Origin of the sequence: Brachybacterium hainanense, assembly GCF_042434575.1 — a bacterium.
Classification (GTDB): domain Bacteria; phylum Actinomycetota; class Actinomycetes; order Actinomycetales; family Dermabacteraceae; genus Brachybacterium; species Brachybacterium hainanense.
The window spans coordinates 1-19,104 of sequence record NZ_JBHLSV010000009.1 but is presented as its reverse complement, the minus strand read 5'-3'; the positions used below and the strand labels follow the sequence as shown (position 1 = coordinate 19,104).

16 protein-coding genes are annotated in these 19,104 nt (G+C 70.7%); 4 read left to right on the top strand and 12 right to left on the bottom strand.

The window, feature by feature from the left end; all coding sequences use genetic code 11:
- Nucleotides 1-23: 23 nt before the first annotated feature.
- From lysS to ACFFF6_RS08930, 3 genes are all read left to right on the top strand, one after another.
- Nucleotides 24-1,535 carry a lysine--tRNA ligase gene (lysS, locus tag ACFFF6_RS08940; protein ID WP_376980015.1) on the top strand — a complete coding sequence of 504 codons (1,512 nt, stop codon included), beginning with the start codon at nt 24-26 and terminating at the stop codon, nt 1,533-1,535.
- Between the two features lies 1 nt (nt 1,536).
- Entirely contained in the window at nt 1,537-1,746 is a 210-nt protein-coding gene (locus ACFFF6_RS08935) for a hypothetical protein (RefSeq protein WP_376980014.1), read from the top strand.
- An 80-nt stretch (nt 1,747-1,826) separates the two neighbouring features.
- Nucleotides 1,827-2,147 carry a histone-like nucleoid-structuring protein Lsr2 gene (locus ACFFF6_RS08930; protein WP_376980013.1) on the top strand — a complete coding sequence of 107 codons (321 nt, stop codon included), beginning with the start codon at nt 1,827-1,829 and terminating at the stop codon, nt 2,145-2,147.
- Nucleotides 2,148-2,238: 91 nt separating this feature from the next.
- Here the strand turns inward: ACFFF6_RS08930 and ACFFF6_RS08925 are convergent, their stop codons facing one another.
- The 7 genes from ACFFF6_RS08925 to ACFFF6_RS08895 form a co-directional block, all read right to left on the bottom strand.
- A complete protein-coding gene (locus tag ACFFF6_RS08925) occupies nt 2,239-3,186 on the bottom strand; it encodes an aldose 1-epimerase family protein (RefSeq protein ID WP_376980012.1) in 948 nt (315 codons plus the stop codon).
- On the bottom strand, nt 3,183-3,923 hold the full coding sequence (locus ACFFF6_RS08920) for a LutC/YkgG family protein (RefSeq protein WP_376980011.1): 741 nt from the start codon (nt 3,921-3,923) through the stop codon (nt 3,183-3,185). Before ACFFF6_RS08920 ends, ACFFF6_RS08925 begins: the two co-directional genes overlap by 4 nt.
- Nucleotides 3,920-5,473 (bottom strand): lactate utilization protein B, encoded by a 1,554-nt coding sequence (locus tag ACFFF6_RS08915; protein ID WP_376980010.1) that lies wholly within the window; start codon nt 5,471-5,473, stop codon nt 3,920-3,922. The genes ACFFF6_RS08920 and ACFFF6_RS08915 overlap by 4 nt, the downstream gene beginning before the upstream one ends.
- Nucleotides 5,470-6,255, bottom strand: coding sequence for a (Fe-S)-binding protein (locus ACFFF6_RS08910; RefSeq protein WP_376980009.1), 786 nt, complete (start codon nt 6,253-6,255; stop codon nt 5,470-5,472). Before ACFFF6_RS08910 ends, ACFFF6_RS08915 begins: the two co-directional genes overlap by 4 nt.
- A gap of 11 nt (nt 6,256-6,266) precedes the next feature.
- Entirely contained in the window at nt 6,267-7,757 is a 1,491-nt protein-coding gene (locus ACFFF6_RS08905; protein ID WP_376980008.1) for a malate:quinone oxidoreductase, read from the bottom strand.
- Between the two features lie 125 nt (nt 7,758-7,882).
- Nucleotides 7,883-10,315, bottom strand: coding sequence for a glycosyl hydrolase family 95 catalytic domain-containing protein (locus ACFFF6_RS08900; protein WP_376980007.1), 2,433 nt, complete (start codon nt 10,313-10,315; stop codon nt 7,883-7,885).
- Between the two features lie 43 nt (nt 10,316-10,358).
- A complete protein-coding gene (locus tag ACFFF6_RS08895; RefSeq protein WP_376980006.1) occupies nt 10,359-11,015 on the bottom strand; it encodes a DUF624 domain-containing protein in 657 nt (218 codons plus the stop codon).
- Nucleotides 11,016-11,125: 110 nt separating this feature from the next.
- Between ACFFF6_RS08895 and ACFFF6_RS08890 the strand changes: the two genes are divergently transcribed.
- Nucleotides 11,126-12,418, top strand: coding sequence for an alpha-L-fucosidase (locus ACFFF6_RS08890; RefSeq protein WP_376980005.1), 1,293 nt, complete (start codon nt 11,126-11,128; stop codon nt 12,416-12,418).
- Between the two features lie 68 nt (nt 12,419-12,486).
- Here the strand turns inward: ACFFF6_RS08890 and ACFFF6_RS08885 are convergent, their stop codons facing one another.
- From ACFFF6_RS08885 to ACFFF6_RS08865, 5 genes are all read right to left on the bottom strand, one after another.
- On the bottom strand, nt 12,487-14,277 hold the full coding sequence (locus ACFFF6_RS08885; RefSeq protein WP_376980004.1) for a twin-arginine translocation signal domain-containing protein: 1,791 nt from the start codon (nt 14,275-14,277) through the stop codon (nt 12,487-12,489).
- Nucleotides 14,278-14,394: 117 nt separating this feature from the next.
- A complete protein-coding gene (locus ACFFF6_RS08880; RefSeq protein WP_376980003.1) occupies nt 14,395-16,194 on the bottom strand; it encodes an extracellular solute-binding protein in 1,800 nt (599 codons plus the stop codon).
- Between the two features lie 110 nt (nt 16,195-16,304).
- Nucleotides 16,305-17,312 carry an ABC transporter permease gene (locus ACFFF6_RS08875; RefSeq protein WP_376980002.1) on the bottom strand — a complete coding sequence of 336 codons (1,008 nt, stop codon included), beginning with the start codon at nt 17,310-17,312 and terminating at the stop codon, nt 16,305-16,307.
- Nucleotides 17,313-17,321: 9 nt separating this feature from the next.
- On the bottom strand, nt 17,322-18,269 hold the full coding sequence (locus ACFFF6_RS08870; protein WP_376980001.1) for a carbohydrate ABC transporter permease: 948 nt from the start codon (nt 18,267-18,269) through the stop codon (nt 17,322-17,324).
- 38 nt (nt 18,270-18,307) lie between these two features.
- On the bottom strand, nt 18,308-18,799 hold the full coding sequence (locus ACFFF6_RS08865) for a type 2 periplasmic-binding domain-containing protein (RefSeq protein ID WP_376980000.1): 492 nt from the start codon (nt 18,797-18,799) through the stop codon (nt 18,308-18,310).
- Between the last annotated feature and the right edge of the window lie 305 nt (nt 18,800-19,104).

Here is a 19,104-nt window from a genome sequence, read left to right as displayed (position 1 = left end):
GCACGAGGTGAGATGATCGGCAGATGACTGATGCGCACGCGGCCCAGGACCAGCTCGACACCTCTGATCAGATCGCCGTGCGCAAGGCCAAGCGCGAGCGCCTCATCGGGCGCGGCGAGGAGGCCTACCCGGTCTCCGTCCCCGTCACCACGACGATCGCCGCGGTGCGCGCGGCCCATGGCGACCTCGAGGCCGGCCAGGAGCTCGAGGACGTGCTCGTCGGCATCGCCGGCCGCGTCGTGTTCCTGCGCAACACCGGGAAGCTCGCCTTCGTCTCCGTGCAGGACGGGGAGGGCCAGCGCCTGCAGGTGATGCTCAGCCAGGCCGCTGTCGGGCAGGAGCGCCTGGCCGCGTTCAAGGCCGATGTCGACCTGGGCGACCATGTCTTCTTCCACGGCCACGTGGGCGCATCGCGCCGCGGCGAGCTGTCGATCTTCGCCGATTCCTGGCAGATGGCGGCCAAGGCGATCCGGCCCCTTCCGGTGCTGCATGCGGACCTCTCCGAGGAGTCGCGCGTGCGCCGCCGCTATGTCGATCTGATCGTCCGCCCGGAGGCGCGCCGCATCGCCCGCCTGCGCAGCGAGGTCATGCATTCCCTGCGGGATTCGTTCCATCGGCGCGACTTCCTCGAGATCGAGACCCCGATGCTGCAGGTGATTCCCTCCGGCGCGGCCGCCCGTCCCTTCGTCACCCAGATCAACGCCTTCGATATGGAGCTCTACCTGCGGATCGCGCCGGAGCTGTTCCTCAAGCGCGCCGCGGTCGGCGGGCTCGAGCGGGTCTTCGAGATCAACCGCAACTTCCGCAACGAGGGTGCGGACTCCACGCACTCTCCCGAGTTCGCGATGCTCGAGGCCTATCAGGCCTACGGCGACTACCACACGATCGCCGACCTCGCCCGGGCCCTGGTCCAGGAGGCCGCGCTCGCGGCGACCGGGTCGAGCGTGGTCACCCTGCCCGACGGCGAGGAGTACGACCTCGGCGGCGACTGGGAGAGGATCACCGTCTACGGCTCGCTGTCCGAGTCGCTCGGCGAGGAGATCACCCCGCAGACCTCTCCGGAGCGGCTGCGGGAGATCGCGCGTTCCCTCGAGCTGGACCTCGACCATCCGAGGTTCGGGCACGGCAAGCTGGTGGAGGAGCTGTTCGAGCACCGGGTGGGCGATCATCTGTGGGCGCCGACCTTCGTCTGCGACTTCCCGGTGGAGACCAGCCCCCTCGTCCGGGGCCACCGCGACCAGGAGGGTGTCGTGGAGAAGTGGGATCTGTACGTGCGCGGCTTCGAGCTGGGCACCGGATACTCCGAGCTCGTGGACCCCGTGATCCAGCGTGAGCGCTTCGAGCAGCAGGCGCGCCTGGCAGCCGCCGGCGACGACGAGGCGATGCGCCTGGACGAGGATTTCCTCGAGGCGATGGAGCATGCGCTCCCGCCCACCGGTGGAATGGGGATGGGGATCGACCGTCTCCTCATGGCGCTCACCGGGCTCGGGATCCGCGAGACCATTCTGTTCCCCCTCGTGAAGCCGGGAGCCTGACATGGCCGGTTTCCTGTTCGAAGCGGGTGCGCTCCTCCCGTCGATCGGTGTGGGCCTGCTGTTCTGGTTCGTGATCCGCGCGATTCTTCGCGCGGACCGGCGCGAGCGGGAAGCGGAACGTCAGGCGGACCGGGATTTTCGTGCTGGGGTGGATCGGAAAGATTCTCCGGAGAGCTCCGGTGCCGGCGCATCGAATGTCGTCAAGGATTGACAGCATTCCGTGCGGCACGACAGTATTGGGGAGCAGGCATAGCCGCCTGCAGTGATCGGCCCCCTCATCAAGGAGTATCCATGGCACGCAAGACCTTCGTCGAGCTGATCGACGACCTCGACGGGTCCAAGGCCGACCAGACGGTCACCTTCTCCCTGGACGGCGTCTCGTACGAGATCGACCTCTCCGAGGACAACGCTTCGCGCCTGCGCGAGGAGCTCGGCACCTGGGTCGCCAAGGCGCGCCGCGTGAGCGGTCGTCGCACCCGCGGGACGGGCGCCTCCGCTCCGGCCAAGGATTCCGCGCTCGTGCGTGAATGGGCTCGCGAGAACGGCTACGAGGTCTCCGACCGCGGCCGCATCTCCGCCGAGATCCGCACGGCCTACGAGAACGCGCACTGAGCAGCAGGAGACGCCGCTCGGCATCGCATGAGGAAGGCGCCGCTCCCCGGGGAGCGGCGCCTTCCTCATGCCTCGCGTCCGCGCGGCGTCCTCAGAAGCCGCGGATGCTCCAGGCCGCCTCGTGGGCGGCGCCCGGGGCGAGGCGGATGACGTCGGTGCCGGAGCGGAAGGCGTCCGGCGGACAGGTCATCGGCTCGACCGCGAGACCCTTCCGGTTCGCCTCCGGCTCGGGCCGATCCGCCGTGTGCAGCTGCAGCCAGGAGCAGCGGGCATCGGCGCTCATCTCGACGCCGGTGCCGCCCGGGGCGGTCAGACGGATGCGCGCGACCCCGTCGGGATCGCGCTCGAGGTCGGTGAAGGCATGGTCGATCTGCTGGTCGCCGATCACGCGGCCCGCCCGGAAGTCGAACTCTCCGCCCTCGTCGACCCGCTTGATGCCGGTGGGCAGCAGCCGATCCGGGGTGACGGTCACGACGGTGCCGAGGCCCGTCTGCAGCGTCCAGGTGTCCAGCGGCTCGGGGCCGGCGACCAGGTACGGGTGGGGGCACACGCCGTAGGGTGCGTCCTCGGCGCCGACGTTGCGGGCCGTGACCGTGGTTGTGAGGCCCGCAGCGGCGTCCACCCGGTGCTCGACGGCGAGCTCGAGGGAGAAGGGATACCCGGGGCTCGCCGGCAGCAGCACCCGGAGCTCCAGCGCATCGGCGGCCTCGGCGGCCACGGTGAAGGGGAGGAAGCAGACGAGGCCGTGGAGCGCATTCCGGCGCTCGGGCTCGTTCAGCGCCGCCTGGATCTCCTGTCCGTCCCAGGTGTACAGGCCGTCGCCGATCCGGTTGGGCCACGGGGCGACCACCGCACCGCGGTAGAACTGCATGGGTCCCGTGGGCGGGTTGCGGACCAGCAGGTCGCGGCCCTGGTAGGTGAGGGACTCGAGGATCGCCCCGACCTCGGCGATCTCGGCGCGGTAGTCGCCGGCGGCGATCTCGTGGACCGTGCCGCGCACCGGGACGGGGGCGGCGGACGGGGACGCAGGGGTGCTCATGCTGACGGGGTCTCCTCGGGCAGGGGATCGGGGGAGGGCTCGGGCTCCGGTTCGACGAGGACGATGTGCAGGCGGCGGGGACCGTGCACGCCCTCGACACGGCTGAGCTCGATGTCGCTCGTGGCGCTGGGACCGGAGATCATCGTCCAGGGGGCGCGCGGGTCCTCGCCCATGCGCTGGATGGCGCGCGGCACCCCGACGACGACCTGCTCGGACTCGAGGACCACGACATGGAGATCCGGGAGCAGGGAGATGGCTCGGCGGCCGGAGAGGTCGTCGGAGCGCAGCAGGATCGTGCCGGTCGCAGCGATCGCCGTGTGACAGCCGGTGAGGACCGCGTCGATCCGGTCCAGCTCGCGAGGGCCGGCGCTGCCGTCGTCCCGGAGGACCCCCGCGGGGATCTCCTGCAGCCAGTCCTCGGGCACCCCGGCCGGGACGATCACGCTGCCTGCCTCGCGGAGGGCCTCGGCGATGGCGCGCCCGCGCCGGGAGGGCGTGGTCCGATGCACGGTCGCGGTGTAGTCCTCGAGCCGCTTCACCAGCAGGTCGCGGACCTTGGCGGCGTCGGCGCCCTCGGAGCGGTCGTCGGCCCGGGCGTAGCGGCGGGGGACCTCGGCGGCCTCGGTGACGGCGTCGCGGCGAGGGGCCTCCAGGGCGGTGCGCAGCCGCGCGAGGATCTCCTCCTTGGCGCTGAGGCCGGGGGTGCGTGCGGGGCGGGAGTCGTGCCAGGTGCTCATGCGCGCGGGTCCTCGCCCTCGGCCCCGCCCGGGGCGGGGTGCTCCTCGCGCTCCGCCCACCAGCTGCGGAAGGACTGCCGCGGCGTGGGCAGGTCGCGATGGTCGGTCCAGCCCGTCACGAGCGGCAGGAAACCCGGCAGAGCGCCGATGTTCCCGCTGCGCCGGACCTTCCCGAGCCCGGCGCTCGCCCGGACGGCGGCGTCGTACAGGCGCGGCGAGGACATGAGGCGGGAGGCGCCGCGCATGGCGAGGTCCCAGGTGCCGTGGAACTGGCCACGGCTCTCCCGGCGCTGGTCGACCTCCTTCGCTCGCAGATGCACGAGGATCGAGGGGATGTCGATCTTCACCGGGCACACGTCGTAGCAGGCGCCGCACAGGCTCGAGGCGTACGGCAGCGAGGCGCTCGGGTCCCCGGGGCCGGTGACGCCGGTCATCTGCGGGGAGAGGATCGCCCCGATGGGCCCGGGATAGGTGGAGCCGTAGGCGTGCCCGCCGGCCCGCTCGTAGACGGGGCACACGTTCAGGCAGGCGGAGCAGCGGATGCAGTGCAGGGCGCTGCGGCCCTCGGGATCCGCCAGGACGGCGCTGCGGCCGTTGTCCAGGAGCACGAGGTGGAACTCCTGCGGTCCGTCGCCCTCGGCGACGCCGGTGAACAGGGTCGTGTACGGGTTCATCCGCTCGCCCGTGGAGGAGCGCGGCAGCAGCTGCAGGAACACCTCGAGGTCCTCGAAGGCCGGGATGACCTTCTCGACGCCGAGCACGGTGATGAGGGTGCGGGGGAGGGTCAGGCACATCCGGCCGTTGCCCTCGGACTCGACGACCGCGATGGTGCCGGTCTCCGCGACCGCGAAGTTGCCGCCGGATATCGCCACCGATTCCGACATGTCCAGGAACTTCTCCCGCAGGAAGCGGCGCGCGGCGCCGGCCAGCTCCGCAGGGTCGTCGGTGATCGCGGGGTCCAGGTCCGGCATCGCCGCCAGGAAGATCTCCCGGATCTCGGCGCGGTTGCGGTGGATCGCGGGGACCAGGATGTGGCTGGGCGTGTCCCCGGCCAGCTGGACGATGAGCTCGGCGAGGTCGGATTCGATCGCCTGGATCCCGGCATGCGCGAGGGTCTCGTTCAGGCCGATCTCCTGGGTCGCCATCGATTTGACCTTGAGCACCTCGCTCGCCCCGCGCTCGAGGACGAGCCGGGTGACGATGTCACCCGCCTCGTCGGCGTCACGGGCCCAGTGGACGGTGCCGCCGGCGGCTTCCACCGACTCCTCGAGCTGCACCAGCAGCTCGGGGAGATGGTCGGTGACCTGCCACTTCACCGCGCTTGCCGCGTCGCGGAGCTTCTGCCAGTCCCGGACCTCGCGGACCACCGAGGCACGTTTGTCCTGGATCGTGGACGTCGCGTGCCGGAGGTTCTCGCGCAGCACCGGGTTCGCGAGCTCGGTGCGGGCCCGCTGCGGGAACGGCTCGCTCCCGCGCAGATGCGAGGAGCCGGGGGAGGCGTGCTGCGGGCGGACGGCCGGGATCCCGAGCGGCACGGGGCCGGGGGTCATGATGCCCGCCCCAGCAGCTCGGGAGAGGAGACGAAGGGGTGCTCCCGCGTCGAGGCGAGGATCTGGGCGAGGTGCACGGGACGCGGGGCGTCGCCGTTGCGGGAGAGCTTGCCGCCGATGTTCATGAGGCACGAGGCATCGCCCGCGACGACGAACTCGGCCCCGGACCGCACGACGTTCGCGGCCTTGTCGGTGACCATCGCATCGGAGACGTCCGCGTTCTTCACGCTGAAGGTGCCGCCGAAGCCGCAGCAGGTGGAGGACTCGGGCAGGTTCACGATCTCGATCCCCTCCACGGCGCGCAGCAGCTTGAGCGGGCGCGCGCCCACCTTCAGGACCCGCATCGAATGGCAGGTGGGATGGTAGGTCACGGTGTGCGGGAAGTAGGCGCCGACGTCGGAGACGCCGAGCACGTCCACGAGCAGCTCGGAGAGCTCGTACGTCTTCGCCGAGACCGCCTCCGCGCGCCGCTCGAGGTCCGTGTCGCCCTCGTGCCGCGCGACCAGCCGATGCTGCTCGCGCACGCAGCCCGCGCAGGACCCCGAGGGCATGACGATCGCGTCGACCTCGTCGAGCCGCTGCTCGAAGGTGTCCACGAAGTGCCGCACCACCGGGGCGGCCTCGGCGTAGTAGCCGGTGTTGGTGTGCATCTGCCCGCAGCAGGTCTGCCGCGGATCGAAGACCACCTGGTGGCCCAGCCGCTCCAGGAGCAGCACGGTCGAGCGGGCGACGTCGGGGGCCATGACGTCGACCAGGCAGGTGGTCATCAGGGAGATGCGCATCGCGAGCCGTCTCAGTCGTGGGCGAGGCCGAGCGCCGTCGCGGTCCGCTCGAGGGACAGGCGGGCGGCCGCGGCGTCCTCGGACAGGGTCGTGCCGAAGCTCGGCACCATGCCCGTGATGCGCGGCCTCCAGGAGGAGAAGCGCTCGGGGAACACCTTCTCCAGCAGCTGGAGCATGATCGGCGTCGCCGTCGAGGCGCCGGGGGATGCGCCCAGCATGCCGCTGATCGACCCGTCGCCGGCGCTGATCAGCTGGGTGCCGAACTGGAGCACGCCCACCTTCTTGCGGTCCGGGGCGATCACCTGGACGCGCTGCCCGGCGGTGATCAGCTCCCAGTCCTCGTCGCGGGCGGAGGGCATGTACTCGCGCAGCGCCTCCATGCGCTGCTCCCGGGATGCGGCGACCTCGGTGACGAGATACTTCATGAGGCCCAGGTTCGGCGGGGCGACCGCCATCATCTGCGCGATGTTGCCGGGCCGGATCGAGGCGAACAGGTCCGTGTACGAGCCGGTCTTGAGGAACTTCGGCGTCCAGCCCGCGTAGGGGCCGAACAGCAGGCCCTGACGGCCGTCGATGTAGCGGGTGTCCAGGTGCGGCACGCTCATCGGCGGGGCGCCGACGGCGGCCTTGCCGTACACCTTCGCGCTGTGGCGGGCGATGACCTCGGGGTTCGTGCAGCGCAGCCACTGGCCAGAGATCGGGAAGCCGCCGAAGCCCCGGATCTCCTCGATCCCGGAGGACTGCAGCAGCGGCAGGGCGTTGCCCCCCGCGCCGACGAACACGAAGGGCGCCCGGATGACACGGACGTCGCCGGTGGCGGTGCCGCGGTGCATCACGCCCCAGTCCGGGCCCATCCGGCGCAGCGAGGTGACCTCGCGGCCCGTGCTCACGGTCGTGCCGGCGGTGCTCGCGAAGGCGAAGAGCTGACGGGTCAGCTCCCCGAAGTTCACGTCCGTCCCATCGGGGGCGTAGGTCGCGGCGATCGTCTCGGTGACCGGGCGGCCCTCGCTGATCAGCGGCGCCCACTGCGCCAGCTGCGCATGCTCGGTCGTGAAGCGCATCCTGTCGAACAGCGGGTTCGCCACGAGCGCCTCATGCCGGCGGTGGAGGTAGTCGACGTTCTCGACCCCGTGCACGAAGGACATGTGGGGCACGGTGCGGATGAACGACTCCGGGGCGGCGATCCGGTCGTTCTCGACCAGGTGCGCCCAGAACTGGCGGGAGACCTGGAACTGCTCGTTGATCGAGATGGCCTTCGCCGGGGAGACGGAGCCGTCGACGTCCTGCGGTGTGTAGTTCAGCTCGCACAGGGCGCTGTGGCCCGTGCCCGCGTTGTTCCAGCCGTCGCTCGACTCGAGTCCCACGGCGTCGAGCCGCTCGATGACCTGCACATCCCAGTCGGGCTCGAGCTCCGCCAGGAGCGCGGCGAGCGTGGCGCTCGCGATCCCCCCGCCGATCAGCACTGCATCCGCTCGGGTCACGTCCACCCTGAGGTCAGCCATGTCACTCCGTTCCAGCTCGTGTGGTGTGGGTCCGATCTGCGCTCTCGGCACCGGGCCGCCGTCCGGGCCAGCTTAGCCGTCATCGAGGGGCCGCTCGAACCCGGTCCGGTCCGGCCCGGGGCCGCTCAGCCGGCGTTCCGCGGGCCGTGCAGGGAGGCGGACCCGCCCGGGGCGAGGACGAGGCTCTGGGGCCGGCCGGCCCCGTGCACCTCGAGGGCGATCGGATCGGTCCGTCCGGGATCGGCCCGCAGATCCGCGTGGACCTCGTGCTCGTCCCAGCGGAGGTCGACCACGACGCCGCCGCGGGCGCGCAGGCCGCGGGCCGTGCCGCGGGGCCAGGATTCCGGCAGCGCCGGCAGCAGGTCCAGACGTCGCGGCCCGGGCTCGTCGGTCCGCCCGGTGGAGGACGCGCTCCGATGCGACTGCAGCAGCAGCTCGAGGATGCCGGCGAGCGCCCCGAAGTTCCCGTCGATCTGGAAGGGCGGGTGCGCGCACAGCAGCGTCCGGTAGACGCCGCCCTCCGAGGTCGAGAACCGCTTCCCGGCCGGCTCGAGGTCCACGGGATGCAGGAAGCGGCGCACGAAGCGCTCGGCGAGCTCGCCGTCGGCCAGCCGGGCGGCGAGGCAGATCCGCCAGGCGAGGCTCCACCCGGTCGACTCGAAGCCGCGGGCGAGCAGGCTCTCCCTCGCTGCGGCGCCGCGCTCCGGATCCGTCTGCGGATCCAGGGCCGTGCCCGGGAACAGGCCGATCAGATGGGACTGGTGGCGATGCAGGGGCTCGGGGTCGGCGAGGGCCGGATCGGACCATTCGGCGATCAGCCCCGAGGGGAGGATCTGCTCGCGGGGCAGGTGGGCGAGCGCGGAGCGGGCCCGGCCGGTGAGCTCGGTATCGGCCCCGGGGGCGAGGTCGAGCAGCGATTCCAGCACGTCCCGGATCAGCGCGAGGTCGCTCGTGGTCGAGACATGGACCTCGTGCACGGCGCCGTCCGGGGTGCGGAAGGTGTTCTCCGGCGAGGTCGAGGGCGCGGTCCCGAGGGTGCCGTCCGGCATCTCCACCAGCAGGTCGAGCACGAAGCGGCAGCAGTCCACGAGCAGCTCGCGCACCGCGGCGGGCACGCCTGCGGCCGTGAAGCGGTGCAGGTCCACCAGGGTGCTGGTCACCCACGCTCCGCCGAGCGGCCAGAAGGACCACTTGGGGTGGTCCTCGCCGTCGCCGACAGGGCCGGCGTAGCCCCAGCGGTCGGAGTTGTGGTGCAGGGTCCAGCCGCGGGCGCCGTACACCTCGCGCGCGACCCGCGCTCCCTGCTGCGCCAGCAGCTGCGACCAGGTCGTCAGCCCCTCGCCCACCTCCACGAGGTTCGCAGGGCCCGCGGGCCAGTAGTTCATCTCGAGGTTGATGTTCGTGGTGTAGTCGCTGAACCACGGCGGGTTCGGATCCTCGTTCCAGATCCCCTGCAGGTTCAGCGGCGGGTTCTGGCCGCGACCGCCGGTGATCAGCAGGTAGCGGCCGAAGTGCGCGAGCAGCGCGACGAGATCCGCGATCTCCGCGGGGGACGCGTCACCGGACCGCGCGGAGACCAGCCGTGCCTCGGTGGTCGTGGGCGGGCCGCTCCGGTCCGTGCCGGGAGCCAGATCCAGCTCGGTGCGCGCGTAGAGCTCCCGATGGGTCTGCGCCGCGCGCGCCATCAGCACGGTCGCCTCCGTCCCGGCCAGGGCATCGGCGCGGGCGAGGACCTCTGCCTCGAGGGCTTCCGCGTCGGGGACGCGCAGCGCGCCGTCGAGGGCGAACTGCGTCGCGGAGAGGAGGCGCAGCTCGAGCCGCCGGGCTCCCCGGATCCGCAGGGAGGCGTCCCCCGCGCACAGCTCGCCGTCGGTCCGGACCTCCAGGACCCAGGAGGCGTGGACGGTCTGTGCGAAGCTCTCGGCAGGCCGGGAGGGGCTGTTTCCCCCGGCGTCCGGGTCCACCGCGGCGGCCACGGCGAGACGGCCGACGAGGCGTGCCGCGGGCCCGGCGACGGGTCCCGGGTCCTGCCTGCGCAGCTGCTGCTCGTGCAGAGAGGTCACCGCCACCGACACGTCCGTGGGAGCGGAGAAGAGGCGCTGCTCGAGCAGCACGTCATCGGCCGCGCTGATGGTGCTGAGCACCTCGAGGACCTCGCCGCCGGGCGCGGTCATGCGGGTCCGGGCGAGGGCATCGGCGAGGTCGAGCTCGCGCTCGACGCGTGAGGACGGGTCCTGTGCGCTGGTGACGAGGACGTCGAGGTAGGGCTGGTACATCTGCGCATCGCCCGACTGCATGCGGCGCGTGTGCTCCTCCGCGGAGCCCAGGTCCCCGGCGAGCACGGCCGTGCGAGCCGCGGCCAGATGCTCGGCGGCGCCCGGGGCGAGGGAGCGTGGTCGGGGGCCGCCCCGCCACACGCCGGAGTCGTTGACCTGGATGCGATCGGCGCCGGGACGGCCGAAGACCATGGCTCCGAGGTGGCCGTTCCCCAGCGGGAAGGCGTCGGTCCAGGCCTCGGCGGGACGGTCGGAGAACAGGCTGTGACGGGGATCGGGCATGAGAGGGGGGTCCCTTCGGGTCGGTTCGGGTCGGGGGCCGGGGTCAGGAGTCGTGGCGGGCCAGGAGCGCCTCGGTGCGCCGGCCGAGCAGGGTGCTCGCGGCCTGGACGGCGGTTCCCGTCCCCAGCAGGAGGCCGAAGGGCGGCAGCAGGTAGGCCAGGACCAGGATCCCGGCGGTGCACAGCACCGTGAGGACCGCGGCGAGCGGCACGGCCCCGGGGCACAGGAGGCTGACCCGCCAGGAGACCAGGAGCTCCTGGCGCCGCAGCCGGGGCACGGTCGCCAGAGCGGCGGCGCTCGCGGTCGCCCAGCCCACGGCGATCGCGGCGAGGATCATGACGGGGGCGAGCATCCAGGGCTGGGGGACCCCGCCGCGCAGGGCGAGGAAGATCGTCGAGATCCCGCCGAGCTGCACGGCGCCGAAGGGGAGCAGGCGCAGCGTCGCCCGGAGCAGCTCGCGGCGATAGGTCTCCCACATCGTCCGCGCGACGGGGGCGGTGCCGCCGTCGCGCCGGGCCCGCACGGCGTCCCCGGCGGCGCAGGTCGCGGGGCCGATGCCGAGCACCACGAGCCCGAGGAGGGTGAGCGCCCACCACAGCAGGGTCACCTTCAGCAGCAGAAGGAGCGCGTCGATCGCGTCGTTCGCCTTCAGCGCCCAGCCGGGGACCTGCTGCGGGCCGGAGCTCGGTCGCGTCATCATCGGTCCAGACTACCGATGATTGAGAGGAATGTCCCGCGTGCCGCCGGAGAGTTCGTGGGAGTTCGTCCGGCGTCCTCGCATAGTCATCGGATCTCTGGCAGGCTGGGTGCATGACAGCACCGACCGCGTCCTCCGCCCTCGCCCCCACCCCCGGTCAGCTCGCCTGGCAGCGGGCCGGCCTGGGCGTCTTCTTCCACTTCGGGGTCAACACCTTCGCCGGCAAGGAATGGTCCGACGGCACCGTCCCCGCCGCCGACTTCGACCCGAGCGAGCTCGACGCCGACGAATGGGTCCGCACCGCCCGCGACCTCGGCGCCGCGTACGTCGTCCTCACCGCCAAGCATCACGACGGCTTCTGCCTGTGGCCCACCGCCACCACGGACTACTCCGTCGCCTCCTCCCCGTGGAAGGACGGGAAGGGCGACGTCGTCGGCGACCTCGCGGCCGCCTGCCGGAGGCATGGGCTGAAGCTGGGCCTGTACCTCTCGCCCTGGGACCGTCACGAGCCCAGCTACGCCGACGCCGAGGCCTACGATGCCTTCTACCTGCGCCAGCTGCGCGAGCTGTGCACGAACTACGGCGAGCTGTTCGAGGTCTGGTTCGACGGCGCCGGATCTGCGGGGCGCGTCTACGACTGGGACGCGATCGGGGAGCTCCTGGCCGAGCTCCAGCCGCAGGCGATGGTGTTCAACATGGGGCCCGCGACGATCCGCTGGGTCGGCAACGAGGACGGCCTGGCCGCCGACCCCTGCGAGTACGTGACCCGCTCGACGGATCTGAACCAGTACGACCCGGACACCGTGGAGTTCGGCGAGGCCCGCTACCTCCCCCCGGAGTGCGACGTCTCCCTGCGCCGCGGCTGGTTCTGGCAGGAGGGCGAGGAGCCCAAGTCCGTGCCGCACCTGCTGGAGATCCACGACCGCTCCCTGGGCCTGGGGGCGAACCTGCTGCTGAACATCCCGCCGGACCGTCGAGGCCGCATCGATCCGGCGGATGCCGCCCGCGTGCGCGAGCTGCGACAGGCGCTGGACGCCCGCTTCGGATCCCCGGTCGACGCCGAGCTCGAGGTGGAGACGGTCCCCGGCGGCGTGCGCGGGATCGCGCAGCTGCCGGGCGGCACGACCTTCGACCACGTCGAGCTGTTCGAGGACGTCTCCTCGGGGCAGCGCATCACCGAGCATCGGATCCTCGACGAGGACGGGACGGTGCTCGCGCAGGGGCACACCGTCGGCGTGCGCCGCATCCACCGGCTGCCGGCCGCGGCGACCGCGCGGCGTCTCACCCTCGAGGTGACGGGCGAGGGCGCCCTGGTCACCGGCCTGCAGGTCCATGATGCGAGCGGCGCTCCCGTGCCCGAGCTGCCCGAGGACTTCGGCGCCCCGACCGACGCACCCATCGACTGAGATCGACGCGCGTGCCGGCACCGGTGCTCGGCGCCGGCACGTGCGTCGCGGCGGTGGGGCATCGGCCCTCAGGACTGCTGGTCGTAGGCCTCCTGCTGGATGGCGAGGAAGGAGTCGAGCCCCATCGCGGAGAACTGCTCCGTGAAGGCCGTCCAGTCCGCGTCCTTGCTCGCATCGGCCTTGCCGGTGGCGAAGTTCGCGAAGCCCTGCGCGAGGTGCTGGTCGAGGTTCGCGCGGATCTCGCCGATCTGCGCCGACTGGTCGAGGTCGAAGGCGAGCGGCGGGACCTTCCGCTCCTTGCCGATGCGATACGGCTCGTAGGCCCTCCCCGCCTCGTACAGCGTGGGCTCCACGGAGGTCGACCCCTCCTCGAGGGCCTCGCCGTGGCGCTGGCCCATCGACTTGTAGAACGGGCCCCACTCCCACCAGCCCTGGTTCTTCAGATCCGTGCTGCCGGGAATCACCTCGTACACCGCCTGTGCGCCGTCGAGCCCGGTCGTCCCCTCGGCCGCCCAGTCCCAGCCCACGCCCTGCTCGCCGCGGCCCATCGAGGTGGTCAGGCCCAGCTCGAACTGGTGGTCCGCCCAGCGGATCATCGTCACCGGATCCTCGCAGGCATTCGTGATCACGAAGTTGGGGGAGCCGATCTGGTACCAGTCCCAGTCGCAGGTGCGCACCCCGCCCGGCCCCGCCATCGGCGGCAGCGGCTTCATGATCGAGGCCACGTTGCGGGGATCGGAGGGATCGGCGGCCGCGCTGAAGGATCCCTGCGAGCCGCCCAGCGCGATCCCGAATCGGGGCCCTTCGCCGCCGTCGCCCAGACGCTGCAGCTGCTCGTCGGTGAGCGAGAACATGGCCGGATCCAGGTGCTTCGCGGCGAACTGCTCCTGCAGCCAGATCGCTCCCTCCCGGTACCCCTCCTGGAGGGGAACCCAGGACACCTTCCCGTCGACGAGCAGGAGGTTGTCCAGGGACACCTCGAGGAAGGAGCCGAGGAAGAAGGCGCACAGGTTCATGACCGTCGTCGAGGTGGTCACCCCGAGCAGGGAGTCCGCGGGGCGGGAGGCCAGATGCGACCAGCTCTCCAGCAGCGCGTCGAACTCCTCCAGGGACTGCGGCACGTCGGCGCCCACCGCGGCCAGCCAGTCCGAGTTGTACCAGGTGCGCAGGCCCGCCGTCTTGCAGTGGTAGCAGTCGTTCATCGACGGGACGGCGTACATGCGCCCGTCCGGGGCGGTGAACAGGCTGCGCATGTCCGGGAAGGTGTCGAACATGTCGCGGATGTTCGGGGCGTTCTCGTCGATCAGCCTGTCCAGCGGCTGGAAGAGCCCCTGCTGGCCGTACACCGCGACCTGGGAGACGGTGAACAGATCCATCCCGGTCATCATCGCGTCCGGGAGGTCCCCGGCGGAGAGGATCGCGTTGACCTTCGTCTGCCCGTCCTCGCCGAGCGGGACGTCGAGGTAGGAGACCTTGACGCCGGTCTTCTCCTCCACCAGGCCCGCGTAGTAGTTCGTGGCGTAGTCCAGGTCCGGGATGCTGCGCCCCAGGACCCGGAACTCCGTCGTGCCGTCGCCGAAGGGCTCGAGCTCGCGGGCCCGCGGGCCCTGGTAGCCCTCCGGGTACAGCACGCCCTCGATCTCCGGGGCCTGCTCGACCTTCAGCGCGGCGCTGCCCTGCTCGTAGTCCGCCTCCGCGGCGGGGTCGCCCCCTCCGTCCTCCCCGCAGGCGGCGAGGACGGAGGGCGCGGCGACGAGAGCCGCCCCGCCCGCCCCTGCTCGCTGCAGGAAGGTTCGCCGTGATGGGGTCGGGGCCTGCGGCGCGGTCGTCCGGTCGTCGTGCGGGTCTGGGGCGGTCATGGTGCGTCTCCTGCGGGGTGGGGGCGTGGGTGATGGCGCGCGTCCCGGATCGAGGACATGGGTTCTCGATCCGGGACGCGGAGCGGGCGGGACGGGGGCGACCTCGTGCGGGCGGGCTCAGAGGCTCGCCGCGTCGGCCTCCGTGAGGATCTCGACGTAGCGCTCGGCGCCGGCGGCGTTCAGCGCGGCGACGTAGGCGTCCCAGTCGGCATCCGACTCGGCGTCCTTGGTGCCCAGGCACATGGCCACAGCGTTCTGGACGTAGGTCGAGTCGAGGTTGGTGCGCAGCTCCCCGACCTCGGCGGCCTGCGAGGAGTCGAAGTACGGCATGACGAACAGGGCTTCCTGCGGCGCCCGGAACTCCTCGTAGGTCCGACCGGCGCGGTAGATCCCGGGCTCGATCGAGTTCGCCTCGTTCACGGACTCGCCGTGGCGCACATCCATCCCGAGGTTGAACACGCCGTGTTCCTCCCAGGTCTGGTTGTCCGGCGTCTCGCCCTCGAGCTCGATCTTCTTGTAGAGGGCGGGGCGGTCGTCGATGCCCGTGTCCCCGGGCTCGGCCCACCGCCAGCGCTCGTCCTGCGGGCCCAGGCGCATGCTCAGGGTCGACAGCAGCGAGAGCTGGAAGTCCGCCCAGCGGATCAGCGTCTCGGGGTCCTCCGTGCTGGCCGGGATCACGAGACCCACCGACCCGGCGCCGGGGACGTCGTTCCAGGGGATGATCGCGGTCCCGCCCGGTCCGGTGAAGGGGCGCAGCGTCGTGAACTCGCGGAAGCGGGCGTCGGGCTTCTCGTACTCGACCGTGGAGAAGCTGCCCGGGGAGACCCCCTGGACGACGCCGACGCGGCTGCCGGAGGCGTTCATCGCCAGGCGGATCAGCTGATCGTTGTTCTGCGTGAAGGCGTTGGGGTCCACCAGCCCGTCCTTGGACCACCGGGCCATGGTCGCGAAGACCTCGCGCATCTTCTCATCCAGCGGCGTGTAGACGATCGTGTCGCCGTCCCGGCGCAGCTTCTCGATGCCGATGTCCAGGAACGCGGCGGAGACGAGCGCGAGGGGCAGGTCGTCCTTATGCCCGGTGAGCGGGGCGATCTCGGGGTTCGCCTGCTTCATGCCGCGCAGCATCGCCTCGAACTCCTCGATGGTCGAGGGCTGCTCGGAGAAGCCGGCGGCCTCCATCGAGGGAGTGTGGACCCAGGTGCGGGCGTGCGACGAGCGGCAGTGGTAGCACTGGTTCACCGAGGGGAAGGCGTACATCGCCCCGTCCGGAGCCGTCCACGCCGCGCGGAAGTCGGGATTCTGCTCGAAGACCTCCGCGAGCTGCGGGGCGAGACGGTCGATGAGCTCGTCGAGCGGCCGGAACAGGCCCTGCTGGCCGTACACGTACAGCTCCGACTTGGTGAAGCCGCCCATCCATTCCGGTCCCAGCATGAGGGCGTCGGGGAGATCGCCGCCAGCGAGGATCGCGTTGACCTTCGGCGCGCCCTCGTCTCCGCGGGGGACCGTGCTGTACTCGACCTTCACCCCGGTCTTCTCCTCGAGGTACGCGGAGAACACGTTCGTGTTCGGGTCGAAGTTCTCGACCGCACGGGTCGTGATCGTGAAGGTCCTCGAGCCGTCCGCGAAGGGCTCGGACTCGCGGGCCTTCGGACCCACGTAGCCCTCGGGGTAGGGGACGCCGTCGATCTCCGGGCCCAGCTCGACCTCGAGCTTCGCGGAGCCCTGCTGGTACTCGACCTGGGGGACATCGGCGGTGCCGCCCTCGGAGGAGCCGTCGGAGCAGCTCGCCAGGAGCGCGGCGGCGGGGGCGGCGCCGAGGCCGGCGAGGAGGCTGCGCCGGGCCAGGCGCCGACCGGGACGGGCAGAGGTGCTGCTCTCGGCGCAGGTGGGGCAGTCGGGGGCGGAAGCGGTGTTCAAGGCGACTCCTGACGTCATCGTGAGGGTGGGGGCCATCGGGGTCCTGCGTCCTGCGGGTCCTGAGGGGGAGGGCCCGGGCGGCAGTCGCCGCCCGGGCCCCGTGACGGGCTCTAGAACAGCCCGGCCTTGGTGATGCGCCGCGACAGCGAGTTCACGGCGATCAGGAGGATGAGCCCCACGACGCTGCGGAACAGGCCGATCGCTGTCGCGTAGCTGTACTGCGGGATGGGGCTCTTGAGGCCGACCTCGTACACGTAGGTGTCGATCACCTGCGAGGTCGTGAGGTTCAGCGGGTTCTGCATGAGCAGGACCTTCTCGAAGCCGACGCTCATGATCGAGCCGACGTTGAGGATCATCAGCACGACTGCGATCGGCATGATGGCCGGGACGTCGATGTGCCACATGCGGCGCACATGCGAGGCGCCGTCGACCTTCGCGGCCTCGTGCAGCTCGGGCGGGACCGAGGACAGCGCGGCGAGGTAGATGATCGCGCTGAAGCCGGCGGTCTGCCAGATCCCCGACCACACATAGGTGTGGCGGAACCATCCGGGGTCGGTGAGGAAGGCCGGGGGAGTGATGCCCAGCAGCTCGAAGGCGTGGGGGACGATGCCGGTCTGCGGGTCCAGCAGCATCACGAGGATGCCGACGACCACGACGATCGAGATGAAGTTGGGCGCGTAGGTGATCAGCTGGACGACGCGCGAGAAGTACTTCTGGCGGACCGCGTTCAGCGCCAGCGCGAGGATGATCGGGATCGGGAAGCCGGCGATCAGCTCGTAGAAGGCGAGGACGAGGGTGTTGCGCAGCAGGGGCCAGAAGTTGTAGCTGTGGAGGAACTTCTCGAAGTGCTTCCAGCCCACGAACTCGGAGCCGGTGAGGCCGCCTACGGGCGTGAAGTCGCGGAAGGCGATCTGGATGCCGTACATCGGCCAGTAGGCGAACAGCGCGACCCAGACGATCGCGGGCAGGAGCAGCAGGTACAGCTGCCACGAGTTCTTCAGCCGATGCGACAGCGGCACCGTGCGCCGGTCGGAGATCTGGGGTCCGGCGCCCTTCTTCTTCTTGGGCGCGTCGTCGACGCGCAGCTGGTCGACGAAGTTTCCCTGGTCAGTGCTCATGGTGGCAGGTCATCCCTTCAGCGAGCCGATCATCATGCCCTTGACGAAGTGCTTCTGCACGAACGGGTAGGCGATGAGCGGGGGGATCGAGGCGATGATGATCAGGGCGTACTTCAGCTTGTCGGCGAGCTTCTGCATCTCGGCGATGCGCTCCGGATCCGCATTGGCCATCTTGGACGGGTCGAAGGTGTTCTCCAGGAGGATGTTCCGCATGACCAGCTGGAGCGGGTACAGGCTCTCGTCGGTGAGGTAGATGAGGCCGTTGAAGTACGCGTTCCAGGTCGCGACGCCGTACAGCAGCAGGTTCACCGCGAGGATCGGCTTCGAGAGCGGGAGCACGATCTGGGCGAAGAAGCGCATGTCGCTCGCCCCGTCGATCCGGGAGCATTCGAGCAGCTCGTGCGGGATCGTCGTCTGGAAGAACGTGCGGGTCACGATGAGCTGCCACACGCTCACGGCGCCGGGCAGGATCATCGCCCAGATCGTGTTCAGCATCCCCAGCTGCTGCACCACCAGGTAGGTGGGGATCATACCGCCGGAGAACATCATGGTGAGCACGAAGACGAACGTGAACACGTTGCGTCCCACGAGGTCGGATCGCGAGAGGGCGTACCCGCCCATCACCGTGACCGCCGTGCCGATGAGCATCGCCGAGCCGGAGTACAGCAGCGAGTTGAGGAACCCGCGGGTGATCGCCGGATAGTCCAGCACCGCCTCGTACGCGTCGAACCCGAAGCCCACCGGCCACAGCCACATCTCTCCGGAGGACACGGCCGCCGGGTCGGAGAGCGAGGCGCTGACGATGTACACGAACGGGTAGATGATCGTGAGCGTGAACAGCGCGAGCACGATGATGAGGACGACGTTGAGCACCCGATCGGATCGGGGGTCCTTGATGCGCCGGGACGTCGTGTCCCGGGGCGGCGCCTCAGGGGCGGTCGTTGCGGATGCGGTCATGGATCATGCCTTCCTGCCGAGATCGAGCCTGAGGGCGATCACTTGTTCTGCGCGTCGTAGGCGGTCTGCTTGATCTGGACGTAGGTCTCGACGCCGATGGCCTTCGCAGTGGAGATGTACTCCTCCCAGTCGGCGTCCTTCGAGGCGTCCTTCTTGCCCGTGCCGAAGTTCGCGAGGGACTGCTTGATGTGGTTCTCGAGGTTGGTCTCGATCTCGCCGATCTGCGCGGACTGATCCATGTCGTAGACCAGCGGCGGGACGCCGCTCTCCTCCTTCGTCGCGAAGGGCTCGACCAGCTTCGTGCCGGCGTAGAGGATCGGCTCCCCGGACGGGGTCGAATCGAGGATCGCCTCGCCGTGACGCTGGTCGACCGACTTGTACAGCGGTCCCCATTCCCGCCAGACCTGGTTCTTGAGCTCCTCGGTCGTGGGGAGCATCTGGTACACCGCCTGGCGTCCGTCGATGCCCTTCTGGTCCGCGGTCGCCCAGTCCCAGGCGACGCCCTTCTCTCCGCGCAGCGAGTTGGTCATGGTGAGCGAACTGGTGGTCGGCCCAGCGGATCATCTGGACCGGGTCCTCGCACTTCGGGGTGATCACGAAGTTCGGGTACCCGTAGGAGAAATGATCCCACTGGCACGTCCGCACACCGGAGGGCCCGGCCATCGGCGCCATCGGCGTCATGATCCGGCCGACGTTGTTCGGGTCCGCGTAGTCGATGTTCGCGCCGAAATGGAACGTGGAGTATCCGTAGGCGATGCCGAACTTCGGGCCATCGGTCGCGTCGCCGAGCTTCTGATACTGCTCCGGCGTGTTCGCGAACATCCCCGCATCCAGG

Coding starts and splice junctions, on each gene's coding strand:
- lysS (WP_376980015.1), top strand. CDS start 24: ATGACTGATGCGCACGCGGCCCAGGACCAGCTCGACACCTCTGATCAG.
- ACFFF6_RS08935 (WP_376980014.1), top strand. CDS start 1,537: ATGGCCGGTTTCCTGTTCGAAGCGGGTGCGCTCCTCCCGTCGATCGGT.
- ACFFF6_RS08930 (WP_376980013.1), top strand. CDS start 1,827: ATGGCACGCAAGACCTTCGTCGAGCTGATCGACGACCTCGACGGGTCC.
- ACFFF6_RS08925 (WP_376980012.1), bottom strand. CDS start 3,186: ATGAGCACCCCTGCGTCCCCGTCCGCCGCCCCCGTCCCGGTGCGCGGC.
- ACFFF6_RS08920 (WP_376980011.1), bottom strand. CDS start 3,923: ATGAGCACCTGGCACGACTCCCGCCCCGCACGCACCCCCGGCCTCAGC.
- ACFFF6_RS08915 (WP_376980010.1), bottom strand. CDS start 5,473: ATGACCCCCGGCCCCGTGCCGCTCGGGATCCCGGCCGTCCGCCCGCAG.
- ACFFF6_RS08910 (WP_376980009.1), bottom strand. CDS start 6,255: ATGCGCATCTCCCTGATGACCACCTGCCTGGTCGACGTCATGGCCCCC.
- ACFFF6_RS08905 (WP_376980008.1), bottom strand. CDS start 7,757: ATGGCTGACCTCAGGGTGGACGTGACCCGAGCGGATGCAGTGCTGATC.
- ACFFF6_RS08900 (WP_376980007.1), bottom strand. CDS start 10,315: ATGCCCGATCCCCGTCACAGCCTGTTCTCCGACCGTCCCGCCGAGGCC.
- ACFFF6_RS08895 (WP_376980006.1), bottom strand. CDS start 11,015: ATGATGACGCGACCGAGCTCCGGCCCGCAGCAGGTCCCCGGCTGGGCG.
- ACFFF6_RS08890 (WP_376980005.1), top strand. CDS start 11,126: ATGACAGCACCGACCGCGTCCTCCGCCCTCGCCCCCACCCCCGGTCAG.
- ACFFF6_RS08885 (WP_376980004.1), bottom strand. CDS start 14,277: ATGACCGCCCCAGACCCGCACGACGACCGGACGACCGCGCCGCAGGCC.
- ACFFF6_RS08875 (WP_376980002.1), bottom strand. CDS start 17,312: ATGAGCACTGACCAGGGAAACTTCGTCGACCAGCTGCGCGTCGACGAC.
- ACFFF6_RS08870 (WP_376980001.1), bottom strand. CDS start 18,269: ATGACCGCATCCGCAACGACCGCCCCTGAGGCGCCGCCCCGGGACACG.
- ACFFF6_RS08865 (WP_376980000.1), bottom strand. CDS start 18,799: ATGACCAACTCGCTGCGCGGAGAGAAGGGCGTCGCCTGGGACTGGGCG.